The sequence below is a fragment of the Ignavibacteriales bacterium genome (assembly GCA_026390595.1).
GTDB lineage: Bacteria > Bacteroidota > Ignavibacteria > UBA10030 > UBA10030 > UBA9647.
The window spans coordinates 25,476-49,186 of record JAPLFQ010000030.1; the positions used below are offsets into that span (position 1 = coordinate 25,476).

The window sequence follows — 23,711 nt, forward strand, 5'->3', positions numbered from 1 at the left end:
GTCAACCTGGCGGAGGGGCCTCCTTTGTGACCGCGTGTGCGGCGTAAAGGGCCAGCCCTGGTTGTTGGTTATGATGCTACAATCGCGCTATCTATGTTTGTGAACACGTTTTCCCGCAGATGCTCATTGTCAATCGCCGTAACGACGGTTTTGTTCTTCACGCTGACGATGAACGCCAAGTCCCGCAAGAACACCAATGAATCCTGAGCGCCTTTCTGTTCAGCGAGCGTTACGGCCTTTTCCAGTTGTTGTTTATCCGCGTCAGTCAGCTCGATATGACGCTGCTGAAGCCGGTCCTGCGCGTGTTTCGAGAACTTCAGCCCGCTCAACTCGCTGTCGAGGACTTTTCTGAACGAACGTTCCTCGGGCACATCAAACGGCTTCTTCTGTGCTAGTCCACCCACACCGCCGATCGGCAGGAAGGGGACATTGACTCCATTGATGTTGGTTGTCGACATATACTATCCTTGCATGATTTCAAGTATGTTTGCGAGCGAGATCTCGACGTCATCGATCACAAACACAGTTCCCTCTGGTTTGAACCGTACGCCCGAGACTTTCCCGAATACGTACGTTTTCGCATCAATGCTGGCGCCGGTGCTGTCCGCCGCATCCACCTTGAATGTGTAGTTGCCTGTCCCCACCCTCTGACCATTCTCGTCCGTTCCGTCCCACGTAACGTTGTTCTCGCCAACTCCTTTTGAGCCGGCCAGCGTTTTTACAAGATTGCCTGCGCCATCGTAGATCTTCACGGTTACAGACGACGCTGGAGTGCTCAACGAGTACCCCAGTTTCACATTTCCCGTGTTATTGTATTGGAACGAACTCGCTGAGGCCCGCACCTCTTTGCCGATGAATGTCGCGGCCAGGGCGTTGTTGATCGAGGAGGCCAGGAATGCGTTAGCCGTCAGACTCTGCGTGAGGTTCGAATTGATGTTCGTCAACTGTTCAAGCGAGCTGAATTGCGCGAGTTGCGCAGCGAACTCGGTGCCTTTCATAGGATCAAGAGGGTCCTGATGCTGCATCTGCGTTACAAGCAGGTTCAGAAAATCATCCTTACCCAGCGTGCTCTTCGGCGTTCGGGCCGGAGTAACCGTTTGTCCGCTTGTCAGTGGCTGAACGTTTCCCATGGTTTTTCTCCTGACTGATCAGATGAGGTATTCCACTGTATTGTAACCCAGAAAGCGGGTTGACTCGTAGGCTTCCACTCCTTCTACATCTGCGCGGCGTTTTGATCCCCCCTTGCTCTTTTCCCGACCCTGGCTCTGTGACTCGCGGGATGAAGAATTCGAGGACGTCAGGATGTCGATGCGATCGACCCGGATACCTTTGTTGGCCAGAGCATCACTCAGCTGAGCAAGATTCGCCTCCAGTGCCGTACGGACCTGATTATGGCTCACCTCGATGCGGGCTACCATCGAACCCTCTTCCATCCTCACGTTGAGCTCAACTTCTCCGAGGGACTCGGGCTTCAGGACAAGCCTCATTTCAGACACTTTGTCGAGGAGCTTGAGAGATATTTCTTTCGCCACCTGATCGGGGACGCTGTTCAATAGCTCTGGAGAAAACGTCGCCTGCTTCTGCTGCACGGTCACAGTCTCGTGACGTTCTATCCTCGCCTGAAACGCTGTCGGCTGGTTTCTCTGGATCTCAGCGGCTTCCTTGAATGTGGTTCCGGCGGCGGATGGTCCTTTGGAATCAACTGAAGTCTTAGTCGAGGCATCCTGCTTTGAAACGCTCTTCTCGGACGTTGCCGGCTGATCCTGCTCTTTCTCCTTTTCCCCGACTTCAGCCCCTAACTCCTGCTGTTTCACCTCAGGCTTCACGATTGAGCTAACGGAAGCACCGGACGGGATCGCACCACCTTCCTTCCGTTCCAGCAGACTGATCGGACGGTCGCCTGCTCCAACAATCCCGCCTGCCGTTGCCACGTCAACACTGGCAGACGCCGCATTGGTCCCGGCACTCCGCCTCACCCCGCCACTGCTCCGGCTGTCTTCATCGCTTCGATCAACCACATCCACGGCCGATTCAGCCAGCCTAATGCTGCCATGCTTGCCACCAGGCATGTTCGAGGTTTCTGATTGCAGCGACGGCTTCGCAACATCGATAACCGGCAGTTCCCCATCAGGGACAATCGGAACCTCCGTCGTTCCATTACCAGTCGCGAAGGAAGCGATGTCAACCGCACCATGGGAAGAGTTCTCTGCTTTTACCGCGGGCTTGCCGCTCGCAACCCGCGTCAAACCGAGTCTGTCCTGAACCAGCTTCAGCAATTCGCGACTCACCTGCGTCAATGTGACAGGACTTCCCGACCCACTTGGCGCTATGACCTCCGCAGGATTCGATTTTCCAGAGTCAAGATCCGCCTGGACCATCCTCGGCGAAGGCGGCAGCTGTATGCCGGGGACATCGCTCTTCCTGATTGCGTTGGCAGATGCTCCAAAAGGCCTCTCCACCTCAACCTTCTGATTCCCCGGTTCCGACTTCGGTGTGACCGCGTCCTTCTGAGACGTCACGCGAGCCGTCCATTGTGTGGCGTCAACCTTTCCCTGTGGTGATGACGGCGACTCCGATTTCGTTCCGGTGGACTCGAGCTGACCTTTCGGTTTCGCTGGAGCATTCTGCATTGTATTCTCTCGTGCAGACGCGGGTTCAAATTTCATCGTCCGATCAGGAACCGATTCCCGGGCCTGACTCAAACCGGAATCGCCAGTCGGACGAACCAGGCGCAACGAAGAGAGTGCGTTCTGTTCGTCTTCGGTCAGCACCTGATCTGGACTGGTCTTGACCATGAGTTGAGAGATCGCATCGGCGTGGCCCGCTGGCGACAGCGTGGCGGATACCGCAGTTTCGCTGCCGGAGTTCGGTTCGTCGACTGCGGACGCGATCGCAGCCACGTTCGCTGGAAGCGAATCTGAATACGTCAGGACGGTGGCTGAAGAATCCGCCTGAGGATTCACAACTGCGGAAGGCGAAAGTTCGAGGTCCCTGGCAAGAGAGATCCCGGCTCCGCCTCCCGCGGCGGCCGTACTGACCGCAATACCGATCCCGGTAATGAGAGTTTCTGAGACTGTCGATGCCGCGCTGTCCGTCTTCGCAGCCGGTTGTGCTCCCGAAGGAAGAACCATGAGTCCCTGCGCTGATACTGCTACCTTCATCAACTCTTCGCTGATGCAGGGCACAGAGACTGAAGCTTGGTCACTTTCATCAGGAGCAGATTGTATCTGAGTCTCCACAGCATCGCCCGACGATTCGGAAACCTTTGGTGTGGTCCCGGCCTGCGACGCAGCGATCATCTGCTCAAGAATGGGATTAAACGTGTTGCCCGGCGGAGCGGCAACATCCTGCGCGGAACCAATTCCGGCATCCGTTTCATTTTGGCTCTTCTTCGGCGAGAGAGAAGTTGGACTCTGCGCTACACCCAGGATCGATACGATATCTGCCACTGTTCACCTCAGAAGTTTGGCTGCACGGACCGGATCAAGAATTGCGAGGATTTTCCCCGCCTGTCTTTTCTTGACCTTTCCCAGCACCTGTTTAACATCGGCGTCGTTCATTTCTTTGAGAATCTTACATGCTTCCTCTGCGCCCATCGATTCGATCAGCTTTGCAGTCGATTTCCAGTCTTGCTGCGCCGTCGTATCGGTTTTCGTTTTCACTCCCTGAAGCTGTCGCTTCAGCGAATCTACCTGGGATTCCAGGTCCATAGCTTTCGATGAGAGTTTCGCAACAAGCATCGTGTCGACGCGAGCCATCGAGGAGTCATTTTTGACATCCTGAGCAGCGGTCTGTGACGTGTCCGCCCCACCACTGGCGAGGAGTGAATCGCGCGATGCCCGTGTTGCGGCATTTGTTGTCGTTGCTGCCGGCTGCTGCGCCTTCGCGGCTCCTCCGAACCATTCCGGCTTTGCGGACCTCAGTGCCAACCCCGCCGTGAGCAGCGTCAGAAATGAGATCAGCGAGCCCACTACGAGAATGACTGCAGTTTTCATGATATCTCGGTGCGTATTCTTTGAGCGAGAACGTCGATGAGACGTTGTTCTTTCCGTTCGGTTTCTTTGGTCTCTTCCGCCTGCATTTTCTTGTCCAGCTTCTCGATCATGTTCGACGATTTCGACCGCTCAACCAATTCCTCACGCTTCTCGAATTTCTCCGCCCGAACCTGGGCAACCTTTTGTTTCTGTTCATCGATCTCGCGTGAAAGCTGTTTGATAAAAGCCCTGCTCGTCTGAGCTTCGGTGGCTTTGATTTTCATGTTCCTGACCGCATCGGTGAGCGCGGTCTTCTGGGTTTCCTTGATCTCTGTCAGCGTCGCTTCTTCCCGAGCGTGGACAAGCTCCAGTTGATACAATTCCGATTGAGCCTTCCTCTCCTGGATCTTCTTCACCTTCAAAACAGTTCTGAACTTTGAAGAAGCGGAGACAGTCGCGAAAGTATTGTTCTGGTCAACCGTCATCATTCGTGCTAGCCTTCCTGCATCAATGTGATCAGCGATTGGACGCTCCGGCCGAATTCCGCCTTCTCCTCTGACTTCTGGCGCAAAAAGGACCGGATCGGTGCGATTCGCTTGATGGCCTCGTCAATCCGTGGATTGCTGCCTTTGACGTATGCGCCAATGTTGATTAGATCCTCCGCCTCGCGATAGGTCGCCAGCATGTCCAGGAGCTTGTGTGCAGCATCCCGCTGTTCTTCGCTCGTAACCGACGGCATGACTCTGCTCACGCTTTCGAGAACGTCGACGGCCGGATAGTGCCCGGAGGAAGCTAATCTGCGCGAGAGCACGATGTGACCATCGAGGATCGAGCGGACGGCGTCTGCCACCGGTTCGTTCATGTCATCCCCCTCCACCAGCACCGTGTAGAGACCGGTGATGCTTCCTGTGACCGAATTACCGGCCCGTTCGAGGACTTTCGGCAGCAACGCAAACACCGACGGGGTATACCCCTTGGTCGTCGGCGGTTCGCCAATTGCGAGACCCACCTCTCGCTGAGCCATGGCGAACCGCGTGACGGAGTCCATCAACAACATCACATCCAAACCCTTGTCCCTGAAATACTCTGCGATCGTCGTTGCCATGAAGACCGCTTTGATCCGGATGAGGGCCGCCTGATCGCTCGTTGCAACAAGAACGACCGACCGTTTCAGTCCTTCCACCCCCAGTTCCCTGTCCAGAAACTCTCCGACTTCCCTGCCGCGTTCACCTACAAGACAGATGACATTGACATCTGCACTTGTGTTCCTCGCAATCATGCCAAGCGCCACGCTCTTTCCAACTCCGCTTCCCGCAAATATACCCACACGCTGTCCCTTGCCACACGTCAGAAGCGCATCGATCGACCGTATGCCGGTGGCGACAGGCTCCACGATGCGTTTACGTTCGAGCGGGTTCGGTGGAGCATTGTTGATAGGGCGCATTTCCTCAGGCTCGATAGGTCCTTTTCCGTCCAATGGCCGTCCCAATCCATCGATAACACGACCAAGAAGCGATTTACCGACGCTCACTGACAGCGCACGCCCCGTTGCGACGATCTCACTTCCCGGACTAATCGCTGCCGCATCCCCCAGGATCATCGATAGAACGCGATTGTTGCGGAATCCCACGACTTCGGCGTAGCACACATCCTCGCCCCCCTTCGACTTGACGACACAGACTTCACCGAGGGACGAATTCGGACCGTTCGACTCTACAACCAAGCCGATAACCTGCGTGACGCGGCCGTTGACTTTAATCAGGTCAACGTGTTTGAGGCGAGACAAGTACGTATCGACGTTCTCGGCGAAACCGATAATCTTCGGACTGCCTTCTGTCTGGAATAGCGTAGCGGCTTCCATCACGCGTTCTCCCTCTGGACTCTTACGCCCCGGCTCATGACACCACCTTGCTCTCGAACAGCACGTTCTCGATCTGCTTCAGCTGGGTCGAAAGCCGCGCATCGATGTTTCCCATGTCGCTTTCGAGAACACAGTCGCCCAGTGCAAGTCCCTCGTCGCCTTCGACGACGATTTCACGAATCGAATCGCCGTTCGATTGAATAACGCTTTTCTGCTCCCGCACTGCCGCGAGTTCGTCCGGGTGTACACGGATGGTCAAGCGCTCGACACCCAGGACGCGACGGACGCTCTCCCTGATCTGTCCCAGGACAATCGTGCGATCGAGGCTCACTTCCCGTCGAATAATCCGTTCCGCCACACCGAATGCAAATTTCACGACTGCCTCTTCTGTCGATCCATACAGGGCAGAGAACTGCTCACGCACAGCGTTCACGATGCCGTCAATCCTGGCCTTTTCCGCAAGCAGTCGTTCCTCATACTCGTTTCCAAGCTGCTCGGCAGCATTGCGGTTCCCCTGGGCGACTCCCTTGTTGTATTCCGCTCTGCACAATTCGTCGATTTCATCTTCTCTTGTCCTGGCCGGACGATGTTCGATGTCCCCTTTGCCGGAGATGGAGAATTGATCGCGAACCGGCGTACCTTTCATGGGTGTAATCTCAGGCAGCGCGGCGGCAGCGCGGACTACCCTGATCCTTGAATGCGATGAGCGAAGTTTCATGACCTCAGACAACCACTTCCTCCTTGCCTCCGCGGCCGGCGACAACGAGTTCTCCCGAGTCTTCCAACTGACGGATAATCATCACGATGCGGGTTTGAGCTGCCTCGACTTCTTTGAGTCGTACAGGACCCATGAATTGCAGCTCTTCTCTCAACAATTCCTGTGCACGTTCCGACATGTTTTTGTAGATCTTCTCTTTCAAATTCTCGTCCGCCACTTTCATCGACAGTGCAAGATCTTTTTTGTCGACCTCACGGAGCAGACGCTGGATGCCCCTGTCATCGATGTACACAAGGTCCTCGAACATGAACATAAGGCGCTTCACTTCATTGGCAAGATTACCGTCTTTCAGCTCGATGAACTCGAGAATTCCCTTCGCCGTCGCATTGTTGATTTTGTTCAACACGTTGGCGACAGATTTCGTCCCGCCGACCGTGCTCATGTTCTGGCTGATCTCAGCTTCCGCGACTTCTGAGAGCACGTCTTCGATTTCGGTCAGCAGAGTCGGCGATACCTTTCCAAGCGTCGCTATACGGAGGACGACTTCATTGCGCAGATCATCAGGAAACTCGGCCAACACGCCGGCGGTCTGATCGCCGGAGAGATTGGACAGCACGAGCGCGATTGTCTGTGGATGCTCCTTCTGAAGAAAGCTCGCGAGCTGTTTGGGATCTGCCTTTTTCAACATGGCAAAACCGGTCACGTGTGTGAGCGTTTTAACCTTGTCCATCACGCTTCGGGCCTTCGATGCGCCGAGAGAGCTCTCGAGTAGTTTCTGTGCGAACTCCCACCCCCCCTGCACCACGTACTCCTGGGCTGTGATGAGCTGGTGAAACTCCTCGATAACGGTGTCGATCTGAAGCGAATGCACGCCTTTCAGGCTTGCGATCTCCACTGTCAGAAACTCGATCTCTTCCGACGTCAGCCCTTTCATCAGCCGCGTCGCGGCTTCCACATCCAGTGAAAGCATCAGGAGTGCAGCTTTTTGCTTGTTCGAGATCGCTCTGCTCGGAGATGTTTTCTTATCCATGTCGAGACTTGAATCCTCTGAATTGGAGTTACTATTCCGCCAACCAAACCTTCAGAAGCCTGGAGGCATCCTCGGGGGACTTTTTGATGTAATCACCGATGCGATTACGCCGTTCCGCACGTACCAACGCATCCTGGGAGATTTCTTCCTCAGGCGAAGGGACATAGATAGGCTCTCGGGGCATCAACGGCGATCCGGCGCTCAGCGAGCCGATCGCAGGATCACCCAAGGTTCCTCTTCCCATTTCGAACGGCGTGCGTATGCGGTTCAGCAGCGATCGCATCACGACGACGGCACCAGCCATCGCCAGGAGCATGAGAACCTTTTCACCGATGTCGTACCAGTTCGCAAACGGCGAGTCTTTCAGCAGGAAGCCTTCCTCCGTGTTCTGATCGAATTGAAGGTTGACAACCGACACTTCGTCGTTCCGCTGGGAGTTGAACCCGACCGCTTTCTTCACGAGTTCGGTCAACCGATCCATTTCTTCCTGGGGCCGCGGTGTATGCACAACGGACTTTGCCCCGTCCTTTTCCACCACACGTTGTTTCTGATTGACAATCGCCGCAACGGAGATCCGCTTGATGTTTCCGACGTTTTCTACGATGCGCTCGACAGTCTTGTTTACCTCGTAGTTGGTCACGGTGTTCAACCGCGTCGAAGGCGGGAGAGAGTCACGCATGGCGCTTTTCTCTTCCGTCGTCTGCTCACTGCGCACAACCGTGTTGTCGGGATCGTATTGCTCGAGCGTCCGGTCCACCTGCCGGAAATCGAGCTCCGCGCTGATCTGAACCATGGAGTTTCCGTTGCCGAGGGCGCCGTCGAGCAGCGTCTGAGCCTTCTGGGCCAGGTAGGATTCAACCTTATGCTGGAGGTCGTACTGTGTGGAGCTGAGAGCTGTGAGAGAGTTGGATTTCGTATTCTCGGAGAGCATCGATCCACGCGAATCGACGATGGTCACATTCGAGGCATCCATGCCTTCAACACTGCTGGCGATAAGGTGTGCAATGCCTTGTGCGCTCCCGCGGGCAAGCGGCTTCCCGCTTTTCAATTTCAGGACCACGGACGCCGTCGGAGGCTTCTCATCATCGCGAAACAACGCCTTCTCCGGAGTTACGATGTGGACGCGCACGCCTTCCACTTCATCGAGCTGAAGAATGGTCCTCGAGATCTCGCCTTCCAGCGCTCTCCGATAGTTGATCCTCTGGACAAAGTCGGAGACGCCGAGGTTCGTGCGATCGAATATTTCGTATCCGATCGTGCTCGAATGCGGCAGACCGTCGGAGGCAAGAGCAAGCCTGAGCTCGTACAGCTGCTGTCGGGGGACCAGGATGGACTTGCCGCCGTCTTCCAGTGTATAGGGAACAGATTTTTCCTTGAGCTTCTCGACAATTTTCGAGGCATCCTGTTCGGTCAGATTGCTGAACAACAATCCATACGTAGGACGATTGACAACATTGACCAGCACAACCATGCCGATGACGACTGCGACGGTCACGGCAGCGATGAGAGCTTTCTGCCTGCCTGTAAGCTTTGTGAACAGTCGTGAAGCCTGATCAGCAACGAGATTCCTGTTTTCGGCCATTCATCACACCTGCATACGCATGATCTCCCGGTAGACGTCGATCGTCTTGTTGCGTATCTCCATCAGAAGGTCAAAGCTTGTCCGGGCTTTTTCGACAGCGATCATCACTTCGTGAAGATCGGTTGCCTCGCCCGTCACCATTTTCTCAACGGCTTTGCCTGCCTGCTGCTGGAGACCGTTCACATCGGCGATGGCCTGATTCAGCGTGTCGCCAAACGATGCGTTCGTCTCTTTGAGAGTCTTGTTAATCGTGCTCTTGCTCGGTCCGTCGAGTGTGGGAAGTACAGTCAGTCCTTGACTAATCTTCATGGCCCATTACCCTTTCATGTCAACCAGCGATCCGACATCCGCAGATAGCTTCATCCCGTTCCTGCCGTACGGCGAGTACGACCGAATCTCGTCCGCTGATGTTGGGAACAGGTCTTCGAAATACTGTTTCTCAGTGTCCGAGATCACGCTGTCCGCTGCATCTTCATGTGCCGCCCCCTTCACAATCTTTTCACTTGCCGTCTTCTTCCCGGGAGCGACTTCTTTCGCTTCGCCGGCCATGGGACGGCGCTGCTTCATCACCGTCGACTGCCCGTGCGGCGTGTAGGTGGGGAATTGAGCTGATGAGAATTTTGTATTCACGTTCATTGTCAGATCTCCAGGGAATCTTTCGCCATCGTTTTCGCGGCGTTCACGGCTGTGACATTCGCTTCATACGATCGTGATGCAGAAATCATATCGACCATTTCAGTAACGACGTTGACGTTTGGCATCTTCACATATCCTGACTCATCAGCATCCGGGTGGCTCGGATCGTAGACCGACCTGAACGGCGATGAGTCAAACGACTCCGCTGCGTCTACGGCCGGGGCACTTGCGCCGCCCTGCATTGATTCACCCTCGCCCTCCGAAAAATGGGCACCATCTGTGGCGGTGAGGCGTCCCCCCGCATTCTTCATCATACTCCCGAACGTTTCCTGCAGCTTGGAGTGGAGCAGGACAATCTTACGACGGTACGGCCCGCCATCTTCCGTCCGGGTCGTTTCCGCATTCGCAACGTTCGACGCGATGGCGTTCATGCGTTTGCGCTGTGCACTCAGTCCGCTCGCGCTGATGTTCAGTCCCGAAAACATGCCGTCAATCTTCATACTTGTCCTCGAATGCTCTTCTGTATGCCCCGGAATGACTCACCGAGAAGTTTGGATGCGAACTTAAAACGAAGCTGGTTCTTTGCCAGTTCAGTCATCTCCCTATCGATATCGACGTCGTTGATGCCGCTTGCTGTCGGATCACTCTCGGCGCTTCCATCCAGTCCGGATTCTACGATTTCTGGTGATGATTCCCTTGCCGACATTGCGCCGACGGGGATATGGTCTGGATTCGTTGTCGTCCCTGTAATTGTTTTGCCTGACATCGCTCCGTTCAGTTGTTCCTCGAAGCTGACGTTTTGGCTGTGATATCCGACGGTCGTGATGTTGGCAATATTTGAGGAAATGGCCTTGTGTCGCAGCGTGTATGCTGAGAGCGCCTTTGAAAGAAGCGGGATTTTGGTGTCTTCGAACATTTTCATGGATGTGCCTCCCCTTGCCTGCGGACAATCGTAATCGTTATCGGGTCCTGTCCTGCACTACACCCCAATGATGTCGTCCCAATCATCCGACAACCCGTTTGTCACGCTACCATCGTGCGTTACGAATGCCATAACAGCGGCTGTTGCAGCAACAGCGGTGACGAGGCCTATAAGAAGTGCAACGCTTGAACCGAAGCGATGACTGGATGTACGTTCCACTGAATCCCTCCATTCCTTTTTCAGATGCACATAACGCAATGCAATCATGGTGCCACACCTGCAATGGCTTCGAATTCGAAATTAGGGGGAAATGGAAAGGATGGAACGCGGAAGCAACTTGGGGGGCTGGCTAATATTCAACTCTTGAGCATTATTCTTCGTCATACTCCAAATCCAGGTGGGCAGACCTCCCACACGAGCAGATGAACTCGATCTGCTTGATCCTGTCGCCTTCGCGCTGGACCTGGATGGTCGGAGCGCCCTGATCACCTTCGATGATCTCGATTTTTGCCACACCTGCATTGCTGACGGCGGTCGATTTGATGATGCTCGAACTGGTCCTGGTTGCATCAGCTCGAACGCTCTCGAACGCGTTGAGATCGACAAACGAGCTGTTGTTTGCTGAGCCGCTCATATAGTGATGTTTGTTTTAAAGATTCTGCTCAATACGGAAGGGATTTCCTCCAACGGATGAACGACATCCGCGACTCCCGCGTCGACCGCTGCTTTGGGCATTCCATAGACAACGCAAGAGGCTTCGTCCTGTGCTATCACAAATCCCCCCTTTTTCTTGATATCCTTCAATCCCTCGAGCCCGTCTTTGCCCATCCCCGTCATTATGAGCCCGAGAAGTGGAGCGTTGTAGACTTCTACCGCCGATTTCATCATGACGTCGGCCGATGGATGATACAGTGTTCCAAGGGGTTCATCGGAAATCTGGACACGGACGGTTCCCATGGACTTGCTGAATGTCATGTGTTTCCCGCCGGGGGCAACCAAGGCCACGCCCCTCTCCATCACGTCCCCATCTTCCGCTTCCCTGACCTCGATCTTGCTGAGGCTGTTGAGGCGCTCAGCCATGGACTTTGTAAACCGCGGGGGCATATGCTGGACGATGGCAATGCCAACCGGGAAATTCTCAGGGAGCTTCGGGATCGTCTGCAGCAGCGCAAATGGACCACCCGTGGATATCCCAAGGACCACTGCTTTGAGCTCCCTCTCGGGAACCTTCGAGGTGCCTGGACGCGGCGCTGACGGGGTGGATGAAGACTGCATACCGGACGACGCCGACCTGATGCGCTGAAGGCGGAACATCATGGAACGGCTCTGGACAATCTGCTTCACCTTGAAGACCAGTTCATCCCGGATCTTGGCGATGTCCAGCGAGACGTATGAGAGCTCTTTCGGTATGAAATCCACTGCACCAAGGCTCAACGCGTCGACTGTCGCTTTGGCACCTTCCGAGGTCAACGAGCTGATCATGAGAACCGGCAGCGGCATTTCCTTCATGATGATCCCCAACGCCGTCAGGCCGTCCATCACGGGCATTTCGATGTCCATCGTGACGATATCGGGACGCAGGAGCTTGACCTTCTCGATGCCTTCCTTGCCGTCCCGTGCCGTCGCCACCACTTTGATCCCCGGGTCCGATTCCAGCATCATGGAGATGGATTTTCGCATGAACGCCGAATCGTCGATCACAATAGCGTTGATAATCCTGGTCATAACCTCTTTCCTGACGAGTCAGCTCAGGCAATCGTTGCGCAGAGCTTCATGAGTTCCCCGACATCCACAATCATGATGACCCTGCCGTCACCGAGGATTGTCGACCCGGCGATCCCGCGCACGTTGCCCAAATAGTCACCAAGGCTCTTGATGACGACTTCTTTCTGGCCGAGGAGCGAGTCAACAACGATTCCCAGCCTCTGCTCGGCCAATCCCACGACGACCACATACATTTCTCCCCCCCGCTTACCATTTCCGTTTTGCCGCATGCCGAAGATCTCCGAAAGACGGGCCAGGGGAAGGACCGAATTCCTCAACCGGATCACTTCTCTCCCGTTGATCGTTGAGAGTTCCTGTTGTCCAACCCTTACGACCTCATGGACCGAATCAAGAGGGATGCTGAACACTTCTTTGTTGACTTCCACCAGCAGTGCCTGGATAATCGCGAGCGTCAATGGCAGCTTGATGATGAACTTGCTTCCCTTGTTCAGTTCCGATTCGATGTCGATGGTCCCCTTCAGCTTCAGGATGTTCGTCTTGACCACATCCATTCCCACACCGCGACCCGACACGTTAGTCACCTTCTGGGCCGTGCTGAAACCCGGCGCGAAGACGAAATTGAAGATTTCCTTTGTGGACAACTCACGAGCCAGGGCTTCGGTCGTCAGTCCTTTCTCGATCGCTTTCTGCCTGAGCTTGTCAGGGTCCATTCCTTTTCCATCATCCTGCACGGATATCACGATATGGTTCCCCTCATGCTCAGCCCGGACAGTGACGGTTCCCCTCGCTGGCTTGCCGGCAGCAATTCTGTCCTGCGGACATTCCACGCCATGATCCCCGGCGTTCCGCAAGAGGTGCACCATGGGATCATTAAGCTCTTCGATCAACGTCTTGTCCAGCTCGGTTTCTTCCCCAACAACAATCAGGTCTATCTCTTTCCCCATTTCTTTTGACACTTCGCGGATGAGGCGGGGCAGTTTGTTAAACACCTTCGCAATCGGGAGCATGCGGGTTTTCATCACGGCCATCTGCAGCTCCGTCGTGATGAAATCGATATGGGAATTCGTCTCGGCGAGCTCCCGTACTGCGGCGAATCCTTCTTCATGCTCATTCATCTGGTGGGTGATCTGAGAAAGGCGGTTTCTGCCAAGGACGAGCTCCCCGACCAGGTCCATGAGCGAGTCCAACCGAGCTACATCGACTCGGATTGAAGTATCCGCTGCTTTCGCGAGCTGAACCTGCGCCGTTTGACCGACCGGACCATCTGCGGCTTTCATCGCCGGATCTTCGGCCGGGGGTTTTGCGCTGTCTGTGGGCTCTTCGACGACCACAGCCTCTTCTTTCTCGGGTTCTACCGGAGCTACAACGGCCGGCGCTGCGTTCACTTTCCGCGATGACTCCACGGTTTTTCCCTGGGCGATCGCTTCGAGTTTCGCAGCAACGTCATGGATATCGACGGGAGTGCCGTCCTTTGTCTCAATCCGACGAAGGAGTTCCTTCAACAAATCATACCCCTCAAACATCACGTCCATTTTATCCGACGTGACCTGCAGTTCCCCTTTGCGAATCTTGTTGAGAACGTCTTCGAACTTGTGTGAGAGGCCTGTCATCTGCTCAAAGCCAAGGAACGAGGAAGTCCCCTTCAGTGTGTGCACGGCCCGGAAAATGACATTGTGGAGCTCGGCATCCGTCGGTGTTTTTTCGAGATCCATAAGGTTCTGCCCAAGCTTGTCCAGGATCTCATTTGATTCCACGATGAAGCTTTCGACAATTTCTGCCATTTCGTTGTCGAATGACGGCAAGGCGTTTTGATTCTCAGGATTGCTCGTACTCATGGGTCGTTATCCTCGCGCGCAACGTCGCTTTTAGTCAGCTTTGGTCTGGTTCCACTGCTTGATGATCTCATCGGCAAGGTCCTGGCGATCGGGCGCCTTGGTGAAATGGGCATCGCCGTCAAAAGGCTTGCCTTCCGCTGACTCGCTCTCCTTGCCTGCCCCATTCTCCGATTCGACTTCCGGCGACGGATCGTCGAAGCGCTTGAGTGCATGAAACAGATGTGTGCGGATCGACTCGATAGTATGTGACACTCCCGCGATCTGCTGGCTCGTGATATCCTGCACCTGGAGCGCGATGGCGATGTTCATTGAATTGTCTTTCGTTTCCGAAAGTGTTTTTTGGATCGATGTAATTATCTGAACTGTTTCCTCACTCCCCGGGACATGGCTTGCGGACACTACGAAGCGCTTCACGGCGTCCAGCGCCTTCTCGCATTTTTCGATCTGGCCTGTGACAGCTTCGACGACATTGAGAATTTCCACCGTTGCGGATTCCGTTGCCTCGGTGACTTTGGAAAGCTGCATCGACGCCTTGGGTATACGGCTCGAGCTTTCTTCGATCGAATGCTTCACGTTTTCGAGGAGGGGGATTACCCCGCGCACATGCTTGATGAAGTCTTCGATAACCCCAAAATCGTTCGCATCGACGCCAAAAGTTGATTTGTGCTCTTCCGGCGGGCGCATCGCGTCGTATGAAAGCGTGTGGACGGATCCGTTCTCCATGATCTCGTACTCCTGAAAGTAGTGGGAACTCTACGAATTCCCGTGACAGTGATTGCCTCGTCCTGAACCGAAGTCAGGGCTACGCTGGTTTCAGTTCCGTGGACTTCAAAATCTGGTCAATTTTTTCCTTGAGCCCCTGCGGGGTGAACGGTTTGACAATGTAGTTGTTCACACGCGCCTTCAACGCTTCGATCACATCGTCCTTGTTACCCCGGGTGGTAATCATCAGGATCGGCGTGTTCTCAAATTGTTCGTTTGACCGGAGCCATTTCGCCAGTTCCAGGCCATTCATCTCGGGCATGTTCCAGTCCGTAATGACGAAACCGGCCCCCTCGCTCAGCATCTTGGCAACAGCATCCTTGCCGTCGCATGCTTCAATGACATGATCGTATCCCTGCCCTTTGAGCGCGTTGACAACGATACGCCGCATCGTCAGGGAATCGTCAACGATAAGAAATTTCAGGTCTGCCATGGTTCTCTCTTCGACTGGTTGCACAATAATGGTTAAAGAACAGCAACGAATTCCTAGTCTGCCCAGCTTACATACTTTGCAACTTCGTACTGGATTTTCTCAAGGCTGAACGGCTTCACGACGTACGAGGACACCCCCAGCTGTGAACCTGTTTCCCTGTTCGCCTGATCAGACAAGGACGACAGGATGATCACCGGAAGGTCGTGGTATTCCGGGTTCTCCCGCAGCGCCCGGATGAACTCGAAACCGTCCATGTTGGGCATATTCAGATCGGTAATGACGAGATCGAACTTGCGTTTCGGGAGCTGTTCCAGCGCATCCATGCCGTCGCAAGCGATGGAGACATCGAACCCCTGCATCTCGAGCGATACGGAAACGAACTTCCGCACGGTTGCGGAATCATCTACCACAAGGACCGTCTTGTTCATACGGAGTTTACTCCTTCTTGTAAGCCACAGTCTTCGGAAAATTGATCAGCTTGAATGCCGTCGAAATCCCATGCAGGGATTCCGCGTAACCGATGAAGAGAAACCCGCCGGGGTTGAGCGCATCATAGAGGTCGGATACCACCTGTATCTTCGATTTCGCGTCGAAATAGATCAGCACGTTTGCACAAAAGATAATGTCGAAGCGCGCCATGAGTCTCATTTTCGGACGGTCATACAGATTGAGGTGTTGGAACTTCGCCAGGCGTTTCACGGATTCATCGATGTAGTACCTTGAATCTTCGGCTTTGAAGTATTTCTGGAGATAGTACTTCGGGGTATTCCGGATCGAGTACTCTCGGTAGATACCCTGGCGAGCGGTCTCAAGCACGGTGGAATTGATGTCTGTCCCGACAATCTCGATGTCGAGCCCCGGATGTGCCGGCTTCAGGCGTTCTTGATACAGCATGCCGAGCGTGTACGCTTCCTCGCCCGACGAGCTCGCTGCACTCCACACGCGCAACGTCGTCTTCCCGGAGGAGCGTTTTGACGCGACAATCTGGGGGACAAGTGTATGCTCAAATGCCTCGAACTGCGGCTCGTTACGGAAGAAGAACGTCTCATTGATCGTCACGGCGTCGTAGAGGAACTTCAACTCCTCGGCCCGCCGGGTTCCGAATTTTATCAGCTGAAGATACGATTCGTAGTTCGGGAGACTGAGCACCTGCAGCCGTTTCGACAAGCGGCCTTCGAGAAGGTACTTTTTTGTATCCTGGAACATGATGCCCGTCAGCGTGTAGATGTAATCCCGGATTTGACGGAACATGTCATCCGACATCTTCACCGTGCTGGTGGTCTGCAATGGATTCGCGAGAGATGTTGTAACCGTCAACCGTGACTCCGTGGATTAATGATCAACCGTGGATACTATTCACTGCAACGTGTTGAGCCTCTACCCGCATCTCGAACACTCCATGTCGTGCTCAGCGTCCCGCCAGCGTGGAAGCGGCGACATCGCGCACCATCTCGTCTTCATCTTCCAGGAACCTGCCGATGAATTGAGGAATGCGACGGTCGTTCAGGGGAGAGAGCAGCTCGATGACGTGAATCCGCAACCATGGATCCGGCTCATCGACGATCGCATCGAGGACTTGTACGGCCTGGTCCCCGTCCAGCCTGAAGAGCGTGTCAACGATGACCGCCCGAAGTTCCTCGGTCGCATCGCCCCATGCACCCTTCACCGCATCAAAAGCCCGCTGCAAGAGCCGGCCATCGGACTCGATCAATTCCTTCGGGATGGCCGCATACTCGATGTGCGACACCAGCTTGCCCATGAGCGAAATTACTTCTTTTGTCGGGGTGATTGTGCCCGCCTCCAGGAGGTTCACCATCACCTGGAACGCGCCTCCACGGTATTCGAGGATGGGAGTCAGCACAGAATCGCACTCCTCGGATCGATTCACTGCCTCGACGAGCGCAGCTGTCACATCATCCCCCTCCAGATTTGCCAATCCCTTCACAGCGCTCACCTGTATGGAGCAGTTTCGATCTTTGAGTGCGTCGATGAGGTCGGTTTTGACAGCCTGAGCACGATCCAACGCAATCGTGCACCGTTCGCCAATCCTGATGATGGCATGGAGAAGGATCCGGCGAAGTTTCCCTTTTACCCCGGCGAGATGATTGCAGAGCTCGTAGAATGCCTTGTCGTACCCTATCAGACTGATGGCTTCGAGCAAGGCATAGAGAACCAGAGGGTCCGACCCCGGTTCGCCGATATGTGTGCTGATCTGTGAAAGAAGAAAATCGGTCGCCTTGGTGCCGCCAATCTTGCCGATGGCTTCTGCAGCTGTGGCTTTGGCATAACCGATTTCATTGAACGCCTTCGTAAGGGCGGGAATGGCAGACTCCGAGCGGACATTGCCGAGCGCTTCGACGGCAGAGATCACCACGTTTTCGTCCGGGTCGACGAGCAATTTGATGAGATGCGGAATGGCATCATTGCTGCCATTTGCCCCCAGGATATCGACCACGAACTTGCGGACATCCTGGTCGGCATCATATAGATACGGAAGCAGAGCCTCCAGAGACTCTTCGCGGAGCCGCATCAGAAGTTCAGCGGCCAGGTTCCTGGTCGTAATGTTCGGATCGGCGAGGTATTCGACGACCGCTCGTGCAACATTCTTGTTGCCGATTTGGGACAAGGACCTCAATGCTGCGTCACGGACCCCTTTGTTCTCATCCCTCAGAGCAGCCGCGAGTGCCGCTATGGGCGCAAATCCGGTGCACGCAGCCAGTTCCTCGGCAGCCCGCCGCCGAGCAGCGGGATCGCTGTCTGACAAAACTGCGGCCAGATGTTGTTTAGTTTCGTCCATGCTGTGTGTCATCATCCAGCAGATTGTTGGAATTATTCAAGAGGCTTTTCTTCGATCTTACCGCCGTACTCGGTGAGAATAACCTCTTTGAGCGCGTTGTGATTCAGCTTCCTCAAGCCGTTCATCTCAAGCGAAACATTCGGGAACAGCGTATCCCGCACGATGATGCGTGCCATACTGTCTTTGTTGAGCTCGAGTTTGAGACTTTCTTTGTCTTTCTGCAGTTGTTCTATCTTCCGTTGAAGCTCTGTCTGCAGGAACCTGAGCTTTGCACTGAGCTGCTGCTGTTCGGGTGACAAGCCCCCTTTGTCGAGCTGTATTCTGACAATCTTGTAGAGCGTGTCTTTTGTGTCACTCGCTTGCTTCTGGACAACTGCGATATCCTTGTCCACCGTGTTCACACGTTCATTCAGAATTCCTCTTCGGCCGACGCGCGCTCTCGACTGCCCCTCCTCACCATTTCCGAGGTTGAGGACTTCGATTTCGTTCCCTGCCTCCAGAACACATCCCACAAACACTGCCGTCGGGGCTGTGATCCTGTTCCCGGCGACAATCTTCGCGCACACCGCTTCCCGCACGACAATTACTTCTGAACCCGCTGTGACCTTCTGATTAAGCACGTGATGGACGGTCGCTTTTCCTCCCGCCTGGAGAACTCCTTTTCCGGTTCCGATGAATCCATTCCTGACAACAACGTCTCCGCCAGCTTCGATCGTGGCATCTTCCACGTTGCCGTGTATTTCGATTGACTTTTTTGCCTTCACCGTAAAATCGGACTTGACGTCTCCGGTGATTATTACCGAGCCGACGAAGTCAATGTTGCCTGTGGAATAGTCCACGTCTCCGCTGATTGTGATCGTCGTCTCCACGTGCAAGGTGCCATCTGCGTCGAGCACGGCGTTGCCGTCTTCAAGAGCAATGACACGATCAGGATACCCCGGATCGAGGGAGACTCCTTTTCCCAGCTTGATGGACGGCGTTGTTACCGATTGCGGATCCACTTTCTCACCGGTGACGCTTGTCCCAGGGACTCCCGGCTCAGCCGGATGTACCTCTGCGACAATTTCGGATTTCGAAACGTTGTTGATCCATCCAAGCTCATGGAAATCGACCTTTTTCGCCTCTTTTTCCTCCTGAGGCGGCGGATGTTTTGCGTGGGAGTATTCTATCCACCCGTCCTGGCCCTGAATCGGTCTCATGCCTTCAGCTATCAGAAATGGTCCGGATCTCGGATCTGCCTGCATCAGCTTTTCCACTGCCTCTTCACGAATTCCAAAGACGATGTTATGGTCGCGGAGCAACGAGGCAATTTCTTCTCTCGAAGGCAACATCGGTTCAGCTTCGCCGTTGCAAGAGAGGCACGCCTCCATTCCGTCAGCGGAGATCAACATTTTTGCTGCCATCACCGATGCATCACGCACTTCGGCCCCTTTCTCACAGATTCCACATGTCCCATTTTGCAGTGAGATCCTGACAATTGTTCTTTCATCATCTGACAAGTATCGTGCCCAACAAAAGGGCGCGAATAATGTGCAAATTGGAAATAAGGCGAAAGGTGACTGAAAGGGGGTGGCCAAAAGCAGACACTTGCCTAAAATGTTATTGCAAGCGAACTAATGAGATATCGAGGCAATTGAAGCGGCGGGTGCATGCGAGAAAACCGGACTTATCGTTCCGGAGTGGACTTTTCACGAGCCAACAGCTGCAGCTGGGGCACGATGTGTTCGTGATAGCAATCAGGGCAAACGCCGTGAGAAAACGAAGCATCCGAGCGATACTTGACGAAGCGATCGACGGGCTGCCACTCTTCGTGGTCGTCCCTGATCCGTTTGCAGTAGGAGCATATCGGAAGCAGGCCTTCGAGTTGATTCACTTTCGTCTTCAGATGAAGGAGCCTCTCGGCTACGCGGAGACGCAGGACGATGTCCATGACTTCGCATGGCTTGGCAAGGACGTCATCGGCCCCGGCATTCATCGCATCGAGGTATTTGACCTTGCCGTCTTCCGAAGTGAGAATGATGATATAGGTATACTTCGTGTCTTTCTGACCCCGAATGCGCCTGCACAGTTCGAGGCCATCACTCTCGCCAAGAGCCCGTTCGGTGATCACAACGCGAGGGGTTTGAATCCTGAACGTCATCCACGCGCTTTCTCCGGTCGCCGCCTCGAGGACTTTGTGATCCTGATCCGCCAAGGATTGGGCCAGGAAACCGCGCCATTCGTTGTCACTACCAGCCAATAGAATCTTCATTAGGCACGATCATGTTTTAGATATTCATCTGCTATCGTGCTCCTGCACGCAGCGAGCGCTAGGGACATCTTCCACACGCTGCCTATCAAAGATCCGTCTCAGCAGAGATATCCCCACCGGTCCCTACGCTTTCCTCCTTCACCTGCTTCGTGCGACGAAACTCATCAATCTCGGGCCGGAGATGTTGTTCGTAACAATCTGGACAGACGCCGTGGGAGAACAGCGCATCGGTCCGCTGTGTGATGTACTTCTCAATGGGGAGCCACGTCATATCCTCTTCACGTATTCTCTTGCAGTATGAGCAAATCGGCAGCAGCCCCTGCAACTGCTTGATTTCGCGCTGCAGACCCAGGATTCGCTCAGCCACATGCAAGCGCGCGGCGAGCTGGTCGACATCAAACGGCTTGGTAATGAAATCGTCCGCTCCCGCATCCATCGCCTCGAGATAACTCCCTTTGCCATTGAGAATTGTGAGGAAGATGATGTACGTATAGATCTCCCTGTTCTCTGCTCGTATCATGCGGCTGAACTCGAGCCCGTTAATATTTGGCATGATCCAATCTGTGATCACCAGCTGCGGCCTGGTCGACAGGTACAGTTCCCATGCCTCCCGTCCATCCGCAGCAATGGAGACAGTGTGCCCGAGTGATTTCAATTGTTCGGAAAGAATCAGTTGCGATACAACTTCGTCATCAGCTATGAGGATTTTCATTTCGCTTTACCCCTGTCAAGTGTTTGGAAAGTTCTATCAGCGCTGTCTGTAGAGCATGCTCCAGTTCGTCCACCAACCTGAAAGCTTCCTGCAGAGAGTCACCAAACGTCTGCACCTCGAGCTCCTGGCACAACCTGGTCACAACAACGACTCCCAACTGGGCACTGCTCCCACGCAGCTTGTGCGCAGCAAAGCCGAGGGACGTGAAATCGCGTGCCTGAATACTCTTGTGCATCGTTTCCAATCGTTCCGGCGCATCCGTCACGTATTGCTGGATGATCAGTTCCAGAAGAGGAGGATGTGTGTTGGATCCGATACTCGCGAGCTCGTCAAACCGTGCCTTGTCGAGAACCGTCACCGGAGCTTCCGCCCCCATCGCGTCGATTCCTTCCGGTTCTGACTCCACGTTGACTGATTGCAGAATCCTCGCGACCCATTTCTGGAGAGTTTTGCGCAGTACCTCTTGTTTAATGGGCTTCGAGACGTAGTCATCCATGCCCGCTGCGAGACATTTCTCCCTGTCACCTTGCAGCGCATTAGCAGTCATTGCTACGATAATCGTGCGCCTGCCCTGTTGTTCATTCTTTCGGATATGGCCTGTCGCTTCGTACCCATCCATGACGGGCATCTGACAATCCATGAATACAAGATCGTAGACACTTCGTTCAAGCGCGTTCACTGCCTCTTCACCGTTTCCAACCACTGAAGGCTGGAAACCGGCTTTCTCGAGCATGCGAACACAGACCTCCTGATTGATGGCATTGTCTTCTGCGACAAGTATCCTGATCGGGCGTGAGCGCCGGCTCTCCGTTTTGTCCTGCCCGTTTCCGAGCGGTGCGGGACATGCTTTGACGCTGATCAGAGAGCTTGAACCCTGGGTGATACCCATCTCACTTCCGCCGCTACCCCCTCCTCCTTCGCGCATATCTGTGGTATTCGCGGGGACAGCCTTCTTGAACTTTGCCGAGAACCAGAAAGTGCTCCCCACGCCAATGGTGCTGCGGACACCAATCGTCCCCTCCATCATTTCCACAAGGCGTTTCGAAATGGCGAGGCCGAGGCCGGTTCCCCCGTACTTACGTGTCGTCGAACCGTCAGCTTGTGTGAATGCCTGAAACAGGCCGGACTGAACGTCCGCCGGAATACCGATTCCCGTGTCCGCGACGGAAAAGAGAAGCTCGACCGACGAAGTGTGTTCACACACCATTTCGATCGTCAGGGTCACCGCACCGCGCTCAGTGAATTTGATCGCATTGCCAACGAGGTTGGTGACGACCTGGCGAAGCCGTGTAGGATCACCGTTCAAGGGCGATGGGCAATCACTGCACACTTTGCCGACAACCTGCAGGCCTTTCTCATGTCCCCGCTGCAGGAGCGGTGCGAGTGTCTCATCCAGAACGCGGGCGAGATCGAACTCAATACACTCCATGGACAGCTTGCCAGCCTCAATCTTTGAGAAATCGAGAATATCGTTAATGAGCGTCAGCAAAACATCGCTCGAGCTTCGCATGATGTCTAGGTAACGGCGCTGTTCCCGATCAAGCCGCGTATCAAGCATCAACTCCGCCATTCCAACGATTCCATTCAGCGGCGTGCGGATTTCGTGACTCATGTTCGCAACGAACTCCGACTTAAGCCGCGAAGCCTGCAAGGCGACTTCTTTCGCAGCCTTCAGCTCAATCGCCTTCGTCTCGAGCACCGCCGCCTGTTCCTCGGCGGTCGTCTTTGCTTTCAGCAGCTGTTCATTGAACCGGACAAGTTCACGTTCCACTTCGAGCTTGCTTTCAATGGCCGCCTCCACCCGCACAATAGTCTTCCGCAACTCACTTTCGATGCTGCGCTGCTTCGATAAGGCCTCCGACAACTCCGTGGTTCTCTCGGCCACCTTCTGTTCCAGCAGCTTGTTCTGATTGCTGATCCGGTTGTAGAGTTCAAGCTGTTCGAGGCCAATTGCCGTTCGGAACAGTAAGATCGACATGAGGTTCAGCGTGACCTCATTCGGTATCAGCTCGGGTTCCTTCACAACACCCACGAAAACACCCACAACACGCGAACGCGTCGCGAGCCGTTGTATGATCAAAAGACCTGCTTCATTGCGCACGGGGATGGTGACGGCCCGGTTCTGCTGCACAGCCCATCCGAACAGCCCTTCGTCGATGATGTTGTTCAGCTTCTGCTGCAGAGGCTCCTCGTCCATTCGCGGTTCGACGTACTCGAGGACGAACTCGTTGTCAGACTCTTTCACTTTGAAGAATGCAACAGCCTCGAACGCAGCGAGTCTTCTCAGATGCACGTCGGCGGAACTGAACAGGGCCAGTTGGTCCTCTTCACCCCCGGTTTGAGCATGGATTTCATCGACTGCTGCCACCTCTTCGAAGGCCTCCAGCATCCACTGGTTGGTCGCCTCAAGGTAGCGCACCCGTTCTGCAAGATCCGTATCACTCGGGCTTTGATGATGGTGCGATTCGATCAT

General features: G+C 54.5%; 26 protein-coding genes. All 26 read right to left on the minus strand.

Translation table 11 applies throughout. The features are described from left to right. Window positions 1–68 precede the first annotated feature (68 nt). The 26 genes from NTU47_16090 to NTU47_16215 all read right to left on the minus strand — a co-directional run bounded on the left by NTU47_16090 (window position 69) and on the right by NTU47_16215 (window position 23,711). A complete protein-coding gene (locus tag NTU47_16090) occupies window positions 69–458 on the minus strand; it encodes a flagellar protein (protein MCX6135326.1) in 390 nt (129 codons plus the stop codon). Between the two features lie 3 nt (window positions 459–461). Next, window positions 462–1,130, minus strand: coding sequence for a flagellar hook capping protein (locus tag NTU47_16095; GenBank protein ID MCX6135327.1), 669 nt, complete (start codon window positions 1,128–1,130; stop codon window positions 462–464). A gap of 18 nt (window positions 1,131–1,148) precedes the next feature. Further along, the gene (locus NTU47_16100) at window positions 1,149–3,449 is read right to left on the minus strand and encodes a flagellar hook-length control protein FliK (protein MCX6135328.1); all 2,301 of its coding nucleotides are present in this window, start codon (window positions 3,447–3,449) and stop codon (window positions 1,149–1,151) included. Window positions 3,450–3,452: 3 nt separating this feature from the next. Continuing rightward, window positions 3,453–3,995, minus strand: a complete 543-nt coding sequence (locus NTU47_16105; protein MCX6135329.1) for a hypothetical protein — start codon at window positions 3,993–3,995, stop codon at window positions 3,453–3,455. Beyond that, the gene (fliJ, locus tag NTU47_16110) at window positions 3,992–4,462 is read right to left on the minus strand and encodes a flagellar export protein FliJ (GenBank protein ID MCX6135330.1); all 471 of its coding nucleotides are present in this window, start codon (window positions 4,460–4,462) and stop codon (window positions 3,992–3,994) included. Before fliJ ends, NTU47_16105 begins: the two co-directional genes overlap by 4 nt. A gap of 5 nt (window positions 4,463–4,467) precedes the next feature. After that, complete coding sequence (gene fliI, locus NTU47_16115) at window positions 4,468–5,835, minus strand: flagellar protein export ATPase FliI (protein MCX6135331.1); 1,368 nt, start codon at window positions 5,833–5,835, stop codon at window positions 4,468–4,470. A 34-nt stretch (window positions 5,836–5,869) separates the two neighbouring features. Next, window positions 5,870–6,553, minus strand: coding sequence for a FliH/SctL family protein (locus NTU47_16120; protein MCX6135332.1), 684 nt, complete (start codon window positions 6,551–6,553; stop codon window positions 5,870–5,872). A 4-nt stretch (window positions 6,554–6,557) separates the two neighbouring features. Beyond that, a complete protein-coding gene (gene fliG, locus NTU47_16125; GenBank protein MCX6135333.1) occupies window positions 6,558–7,583 on the minus strand; it encodes a flagellar motor switch protein FliG in 1,026 nt (341 codons plus the stop codon). Window positions 7,584–7,614: 31 nt separating this feature from the next. Further along, window positions 7,615–9,165, minus strand: a complete 1,551-nt coding sequence (gene fliF / locus NTU47_16130; GenBank protein ID MCX6135334.1) for a flagellar basal-body MS-ring/collar protein FliF — start codon at window positions 9,163–9,165, stop codon at window positions 7,615–7,617. Between the two features lie 3 nt (window positions 9,166–9,168). Beyond that, window positions 9,169–9,474 carry a flagellar hook-basal body complex protein FliE gene (gene fliE, locus NTU47_16135; protein MCX6135335.1) on the minus strand — a complete coding sequence of 102 codons (306 nt, stop codon included), beginning with the start codon at window positions 9,472–9,474 and terminating at the stop codon, window positions 9,169–9,171. Window positions 9,475–9,480: 6 nt separating this feature from the next. Further along, complete coding sequence (locus tag NTU47_16140) at window positions 9,481–9,801, minus strand: hypothetical protein (protein ID MCX6135336.1); 321 nt, start codon at window positions 9,799–9,801, stop codon at window positions 9,481–9,483. A gap of 2 nt (window positions 9,802–9,803) precedes the next feature. After that, window positions 9,804–10,301: a flagellar basal body rod protein FlgC gene (gene flgC, locus NTU47_16145; protein ID MCX6135337.1), complete on the minus strand. Its 498-nt coding sequence runs from the start codon at window positions 10,299–10,301 to the stop codon at window positions 9,804–9,806. Further along, window positions 10,298–10,723, minus strand: a complete 426-nt coding sequence (flgB, locus tag NTU47_16150) for a flagellar basal body rod protein FlgB (GenBank protein ID MCX6135338.1) — start codon at window positions 10,721–10,723, stop codon at window positions 10,298–10,300. Before flgB ends, flgC begins: the two co-directional genes overlap by 4 nt. A gap of 57 nt (window positions 10,724–10,780) precedes the next feature. Then, window positions 10,781–10,990 (minus strand): hypothetical protein, encoded by a 210-nt coding sequence (locus NTU47_16155; GenBank protein MCX6135339.1) that lies wholly within the window; start codon window positions 10,988–10,990, stop codon window positions 10,781–10,783. Between the two features lie 103 nt (window positions 10,991–11,093). Next, window positions 11,094–11,357: a hypothetical protein gene (locus NTU47_16160; GenBank protein MCX6135340.1), complete on the minus strand. Its 264-nt coding sequence runs from the start codon at window positions 11,355–11,357 to the stop codon at window positions 11,094–11,096. Continuing rightward, window positions 11,354–12,448 (minus strand): chemotaxis response regulator protein-glutamate methylesterase, encoded by a 1,095-nt coding sequence (locus NTU47_16165; protein MCX6135341.1) that lies wholly within the window; start codon window positions 12,446–12,448, stop codon window positions 11,354–11,356. Before NTU47_16165 ends, NTU47_16160 begins: the two co-directional genes overlap by 4 nt. A gap of 23 nt (window positions 12,449–12,471) precedes the next feature. Beyond that, window positions 12,472–14,283, minus strand: a complete 1,812-nt coding sequence (locus NTU47_16170; GenBank protein ID MCX6135342.1) for a chemotaxis protein CheA — start codon at window positions 14,281–14,283, stop codon at window positions 12,472–12,474. Window positions 14,284–14,313: 30 nt separating this feature from the next. Further along, on the minus strand, window positions 14,314–15,006 hold the full coding sequence (locus NTU47_16175) for a protein phosphatase CheZ (protein MCX6135343.1): 693 nt from the start codon (window positions 15,004–15,006) through the stop codon (window positions 14,314–14,316). A 79-nt stretch (window positions 15,007–15,085) separates the two neighbouring features. Beyond that, entirely contained in the window at window positions 15,086–15,478 is a 393-nt protein-coding gene (locus NTU47_16180; protein ID MCX6135344.1) for a response regulator, read from the minus strand. 53 nt (window positions 15,479–15,531) lie between these two features. Continuing rightward, window positions 15,532–15,906: a response regulator gene (locus NTU47_16185; protein MCX6135345.1), complete on the minus strand. Its 375-nt coding sequence runs from the start codon at window positions 15,904–15,906 to the stop codon at window positions 15,532–15,534. A gap of 7 nt (window positions 15,907–15,913) precedes the next feature. After that, window positions 15,914–16,795, minus strand: coding sequence for a protein-glutamate O-methyltransferase CheR (locus tag NTU47_16190; GenBank protein ID MCX6135346.1), 882 nt, complete (start codon window positions 16,793–16,795; stop codon window positions 15,914–15,916). A 91-nt stretch (window positions 16,796–16,886) separates the two neighbouring features. Continuing rightward, the gene (locus tag NTU47_16195) at window positions 16,887–18,275 is read right to left on the minus strand and encodes a HEAT repeat domain-containing protein (GenBank protein MCX6135347.1); all 1,389 of its coding nucleotides are present in this window, start codon (window positions 18,273–18,275) and stop codon (window positions 16,887–16,889) included. Between the two features lie 32 nt (window positions 18,276–18,307). Then, window positions 18,308–19,696, minus strand: coding sequence for a FapA family protein (locus NTU47_16200; protein ID MCX6135348.1), 1,389 nt, complete (start codon window positions 19,694–19,696; stop codon window positions 18,308–18,310). 245 nt (window positions 19,697–19,941) lie between these two features. After that, on the minus strand, window positions 19,942–20,526 hold the full coding sequence (locus tag NTU47_16205; protein ID MCX6135349.1) for a response regulator: 585 nt from the start codon (window positions 20,524–20,526) through the stop codon (window positions 19,942–19,944). Window positions 20,527–20,611: 85 nt separating this feature from the next. Beyond that, a complete protein-coding gene (locus tag NTU47_16210; protein ID MCX6135350.1) occupies window positions 20,612–21,238 on the minus strand; it encodes a response regulator in 627 nt (208 codons plus the stop codon). Next, a complete protein-coding gene (locus NTU47_16215; protein MCX6135351.1) occupies window positions 21,219–23,711 on the minus strand; it encodes an ATP-binding protein in 2,493 nt (830 codons plus the stop codon). The genes NTU47_16210 and NTU47_16215 overlap by 20 nt, the downstream gene beginning before the upstream one ends.

Excerpts from the sequence above, each read along its gene's own strand:
- fliI (MCX6135331.1), bottom strand. The coding sequence starts at position 5,835 with ATGGAAGCCGCTACGCTATTCCAGACAGAAGGCAGTCCGAAGATTATC.
- NTU47_16140 (MCX6135336.1), bottom strand. The coding sequence starts at position 9,801 with ATGAACGTGAATACAAAATTCTCATCAGCTCAATTCCCCACCTACACG.
- NTU47_16185 (MCX6135345.1), bottom strand. The coding sequence starts at position 15,906 with ATGAACAAGACGGTCCTTGTGGTAGATGATTCCGCAACCGTGCGGAAG.
- NTU47_16090 (MCX6135326.1), bottom strand. The coding sequence starts at position 458 with ATGTCGACAACCAACATCAATGGAGTCAATGTCCCCTTCCTGCCGATC.
- NTU47_16155 (MCX6135339.1), bottom strand. The coding sequence starts at position 10,990 with ATGATTGCATTGCGTTATGTGCATCTGAAAAAGGAATGGAGGGATTCA.
- NTU47_16170 (MCX6135342.1), bottom strand. The coding sequence starts at position 14,283 with ATGAGTACGAGCAATCCTGAGAATCAAAACGCCTTGCCGTCATTCGAC.
- NTU47_16165 (MCX6135341.1), bottom strand. The coding sequence starts at position 12,448 with ATGACCAGGATTATCAACGCTATTGTGATCGACGATTCGGCGTTCATG.
- NTU47_16195 (MCX6135347.1), bottom strand. The coding sequence starts at position 18,275 with ATGGACGAAACTAAACAACATCTGGCCGCAGTTTTGTCAGACAGCGAT.
- NTU47_16175 (MCX6135343.1), bottom strand. The coding sequence starts at position 15,006 with ATGGAGAACGGATCCGTCCACACGCTTTCATACGACGCGATGCGCCCG.
- NTU47_16215 (MCX6135351.1), bottom strand. The coding sequence starts at position 23,711 with ATGATCGAATCGCACCATCATCAAAGCCCGAGTGATACGGATCTTGCA.
- NTU47_16210 (MCX6135350.1), bottom strand. The coding sequence starts at position 21,238 with ATGAAAATCCTCATAGCTGATGACGAAGTTGTATCGCAACTGATTCTT.
- NTU47_16095 (MCX6135327.1), bottom strand. The coding sequence starts at position 1,130 with ATGGGAAACGTTCAGCCACTGACAAGCGGACAAACGGTTACTCCGGCC.
- NTU47_16205 (MCX6135349.1), bottom strand. The coding sequence starts at position 20,526 with ATGAAGATTCTATTGGCTGGTAGTGACAACGAATGGCGCGGTTTCCTG.
- fliE (MCX6135335.1), bottom strand. The coding sequence starts at position 9,474 with ATGAAGATTAGTCAAGGACTGACTGTACTTCCCACACTCGACGGACCG.
- NTU47_16160 (MCX6135340.1), bottom strand. The coding sequence starts at position 11,357 with ATGAGCGGCTCAGCAAACAACAGCTCGTTTGTCGATCTCAACGCGTTC.
- NTU47_16180 (MCX6135344.1), bottom strand. The coding sequence starts at position 15,478 with ATGGCAGACCTGAAATTTCTTATCGTTGACGATTCCCTGACGATGCGG.
- NTU47_16105 (MCX6135329.1), bottom strand. The coding sequence starts at position 3,995 with ATGAAAACTGCAGTCATTCTCGTAGTGGGCTCGCTGATCTCATTTCTG.
- fliF (MCX6135334.1), bottom strand. The coding sequence starts at position 9,165 with ATGGCCGAAAACAGGAATCTCGTTGCTGATCAGGCTTCACGACTGTTC.
- flgB (MCX6135338.1), bottom strand. The coding sequence starts at position 10,723 with ATGAAAATGTTCGAAGACACCAAAATCCCGCTTCTTTCAAAGGCGCTC.
- flgC (MCX6135337.1), bottom strand. The coding sequence starts at position 10,301 with ATGAAGATTGACGGCATGTTTTCGGGACTGAACATCAGCGCGAGCGGA.
- fliG (MCX6135333.1), bottom strand. The coding sequence starts at position 7,583 with ATGGATAAGAAAACATCTCCGAGCAGAGCGATCTCGAACAAGCAAAAA.
- NTU47_16120 (MCX6135332.1), bottom strand. The coding sequence starts at position 6,553 with ATGAAACTTCGCTCATCGCATTCAAGGATCAGGGTAGTCCGCGCTGCC.
- fliJ (MCX6135330.1), bottom strand. The coding sequence starts at position 4,462 with ATGATGACGGTTGACCAGAACAATACTTTCGCGACTGTCTCCGCTTCT.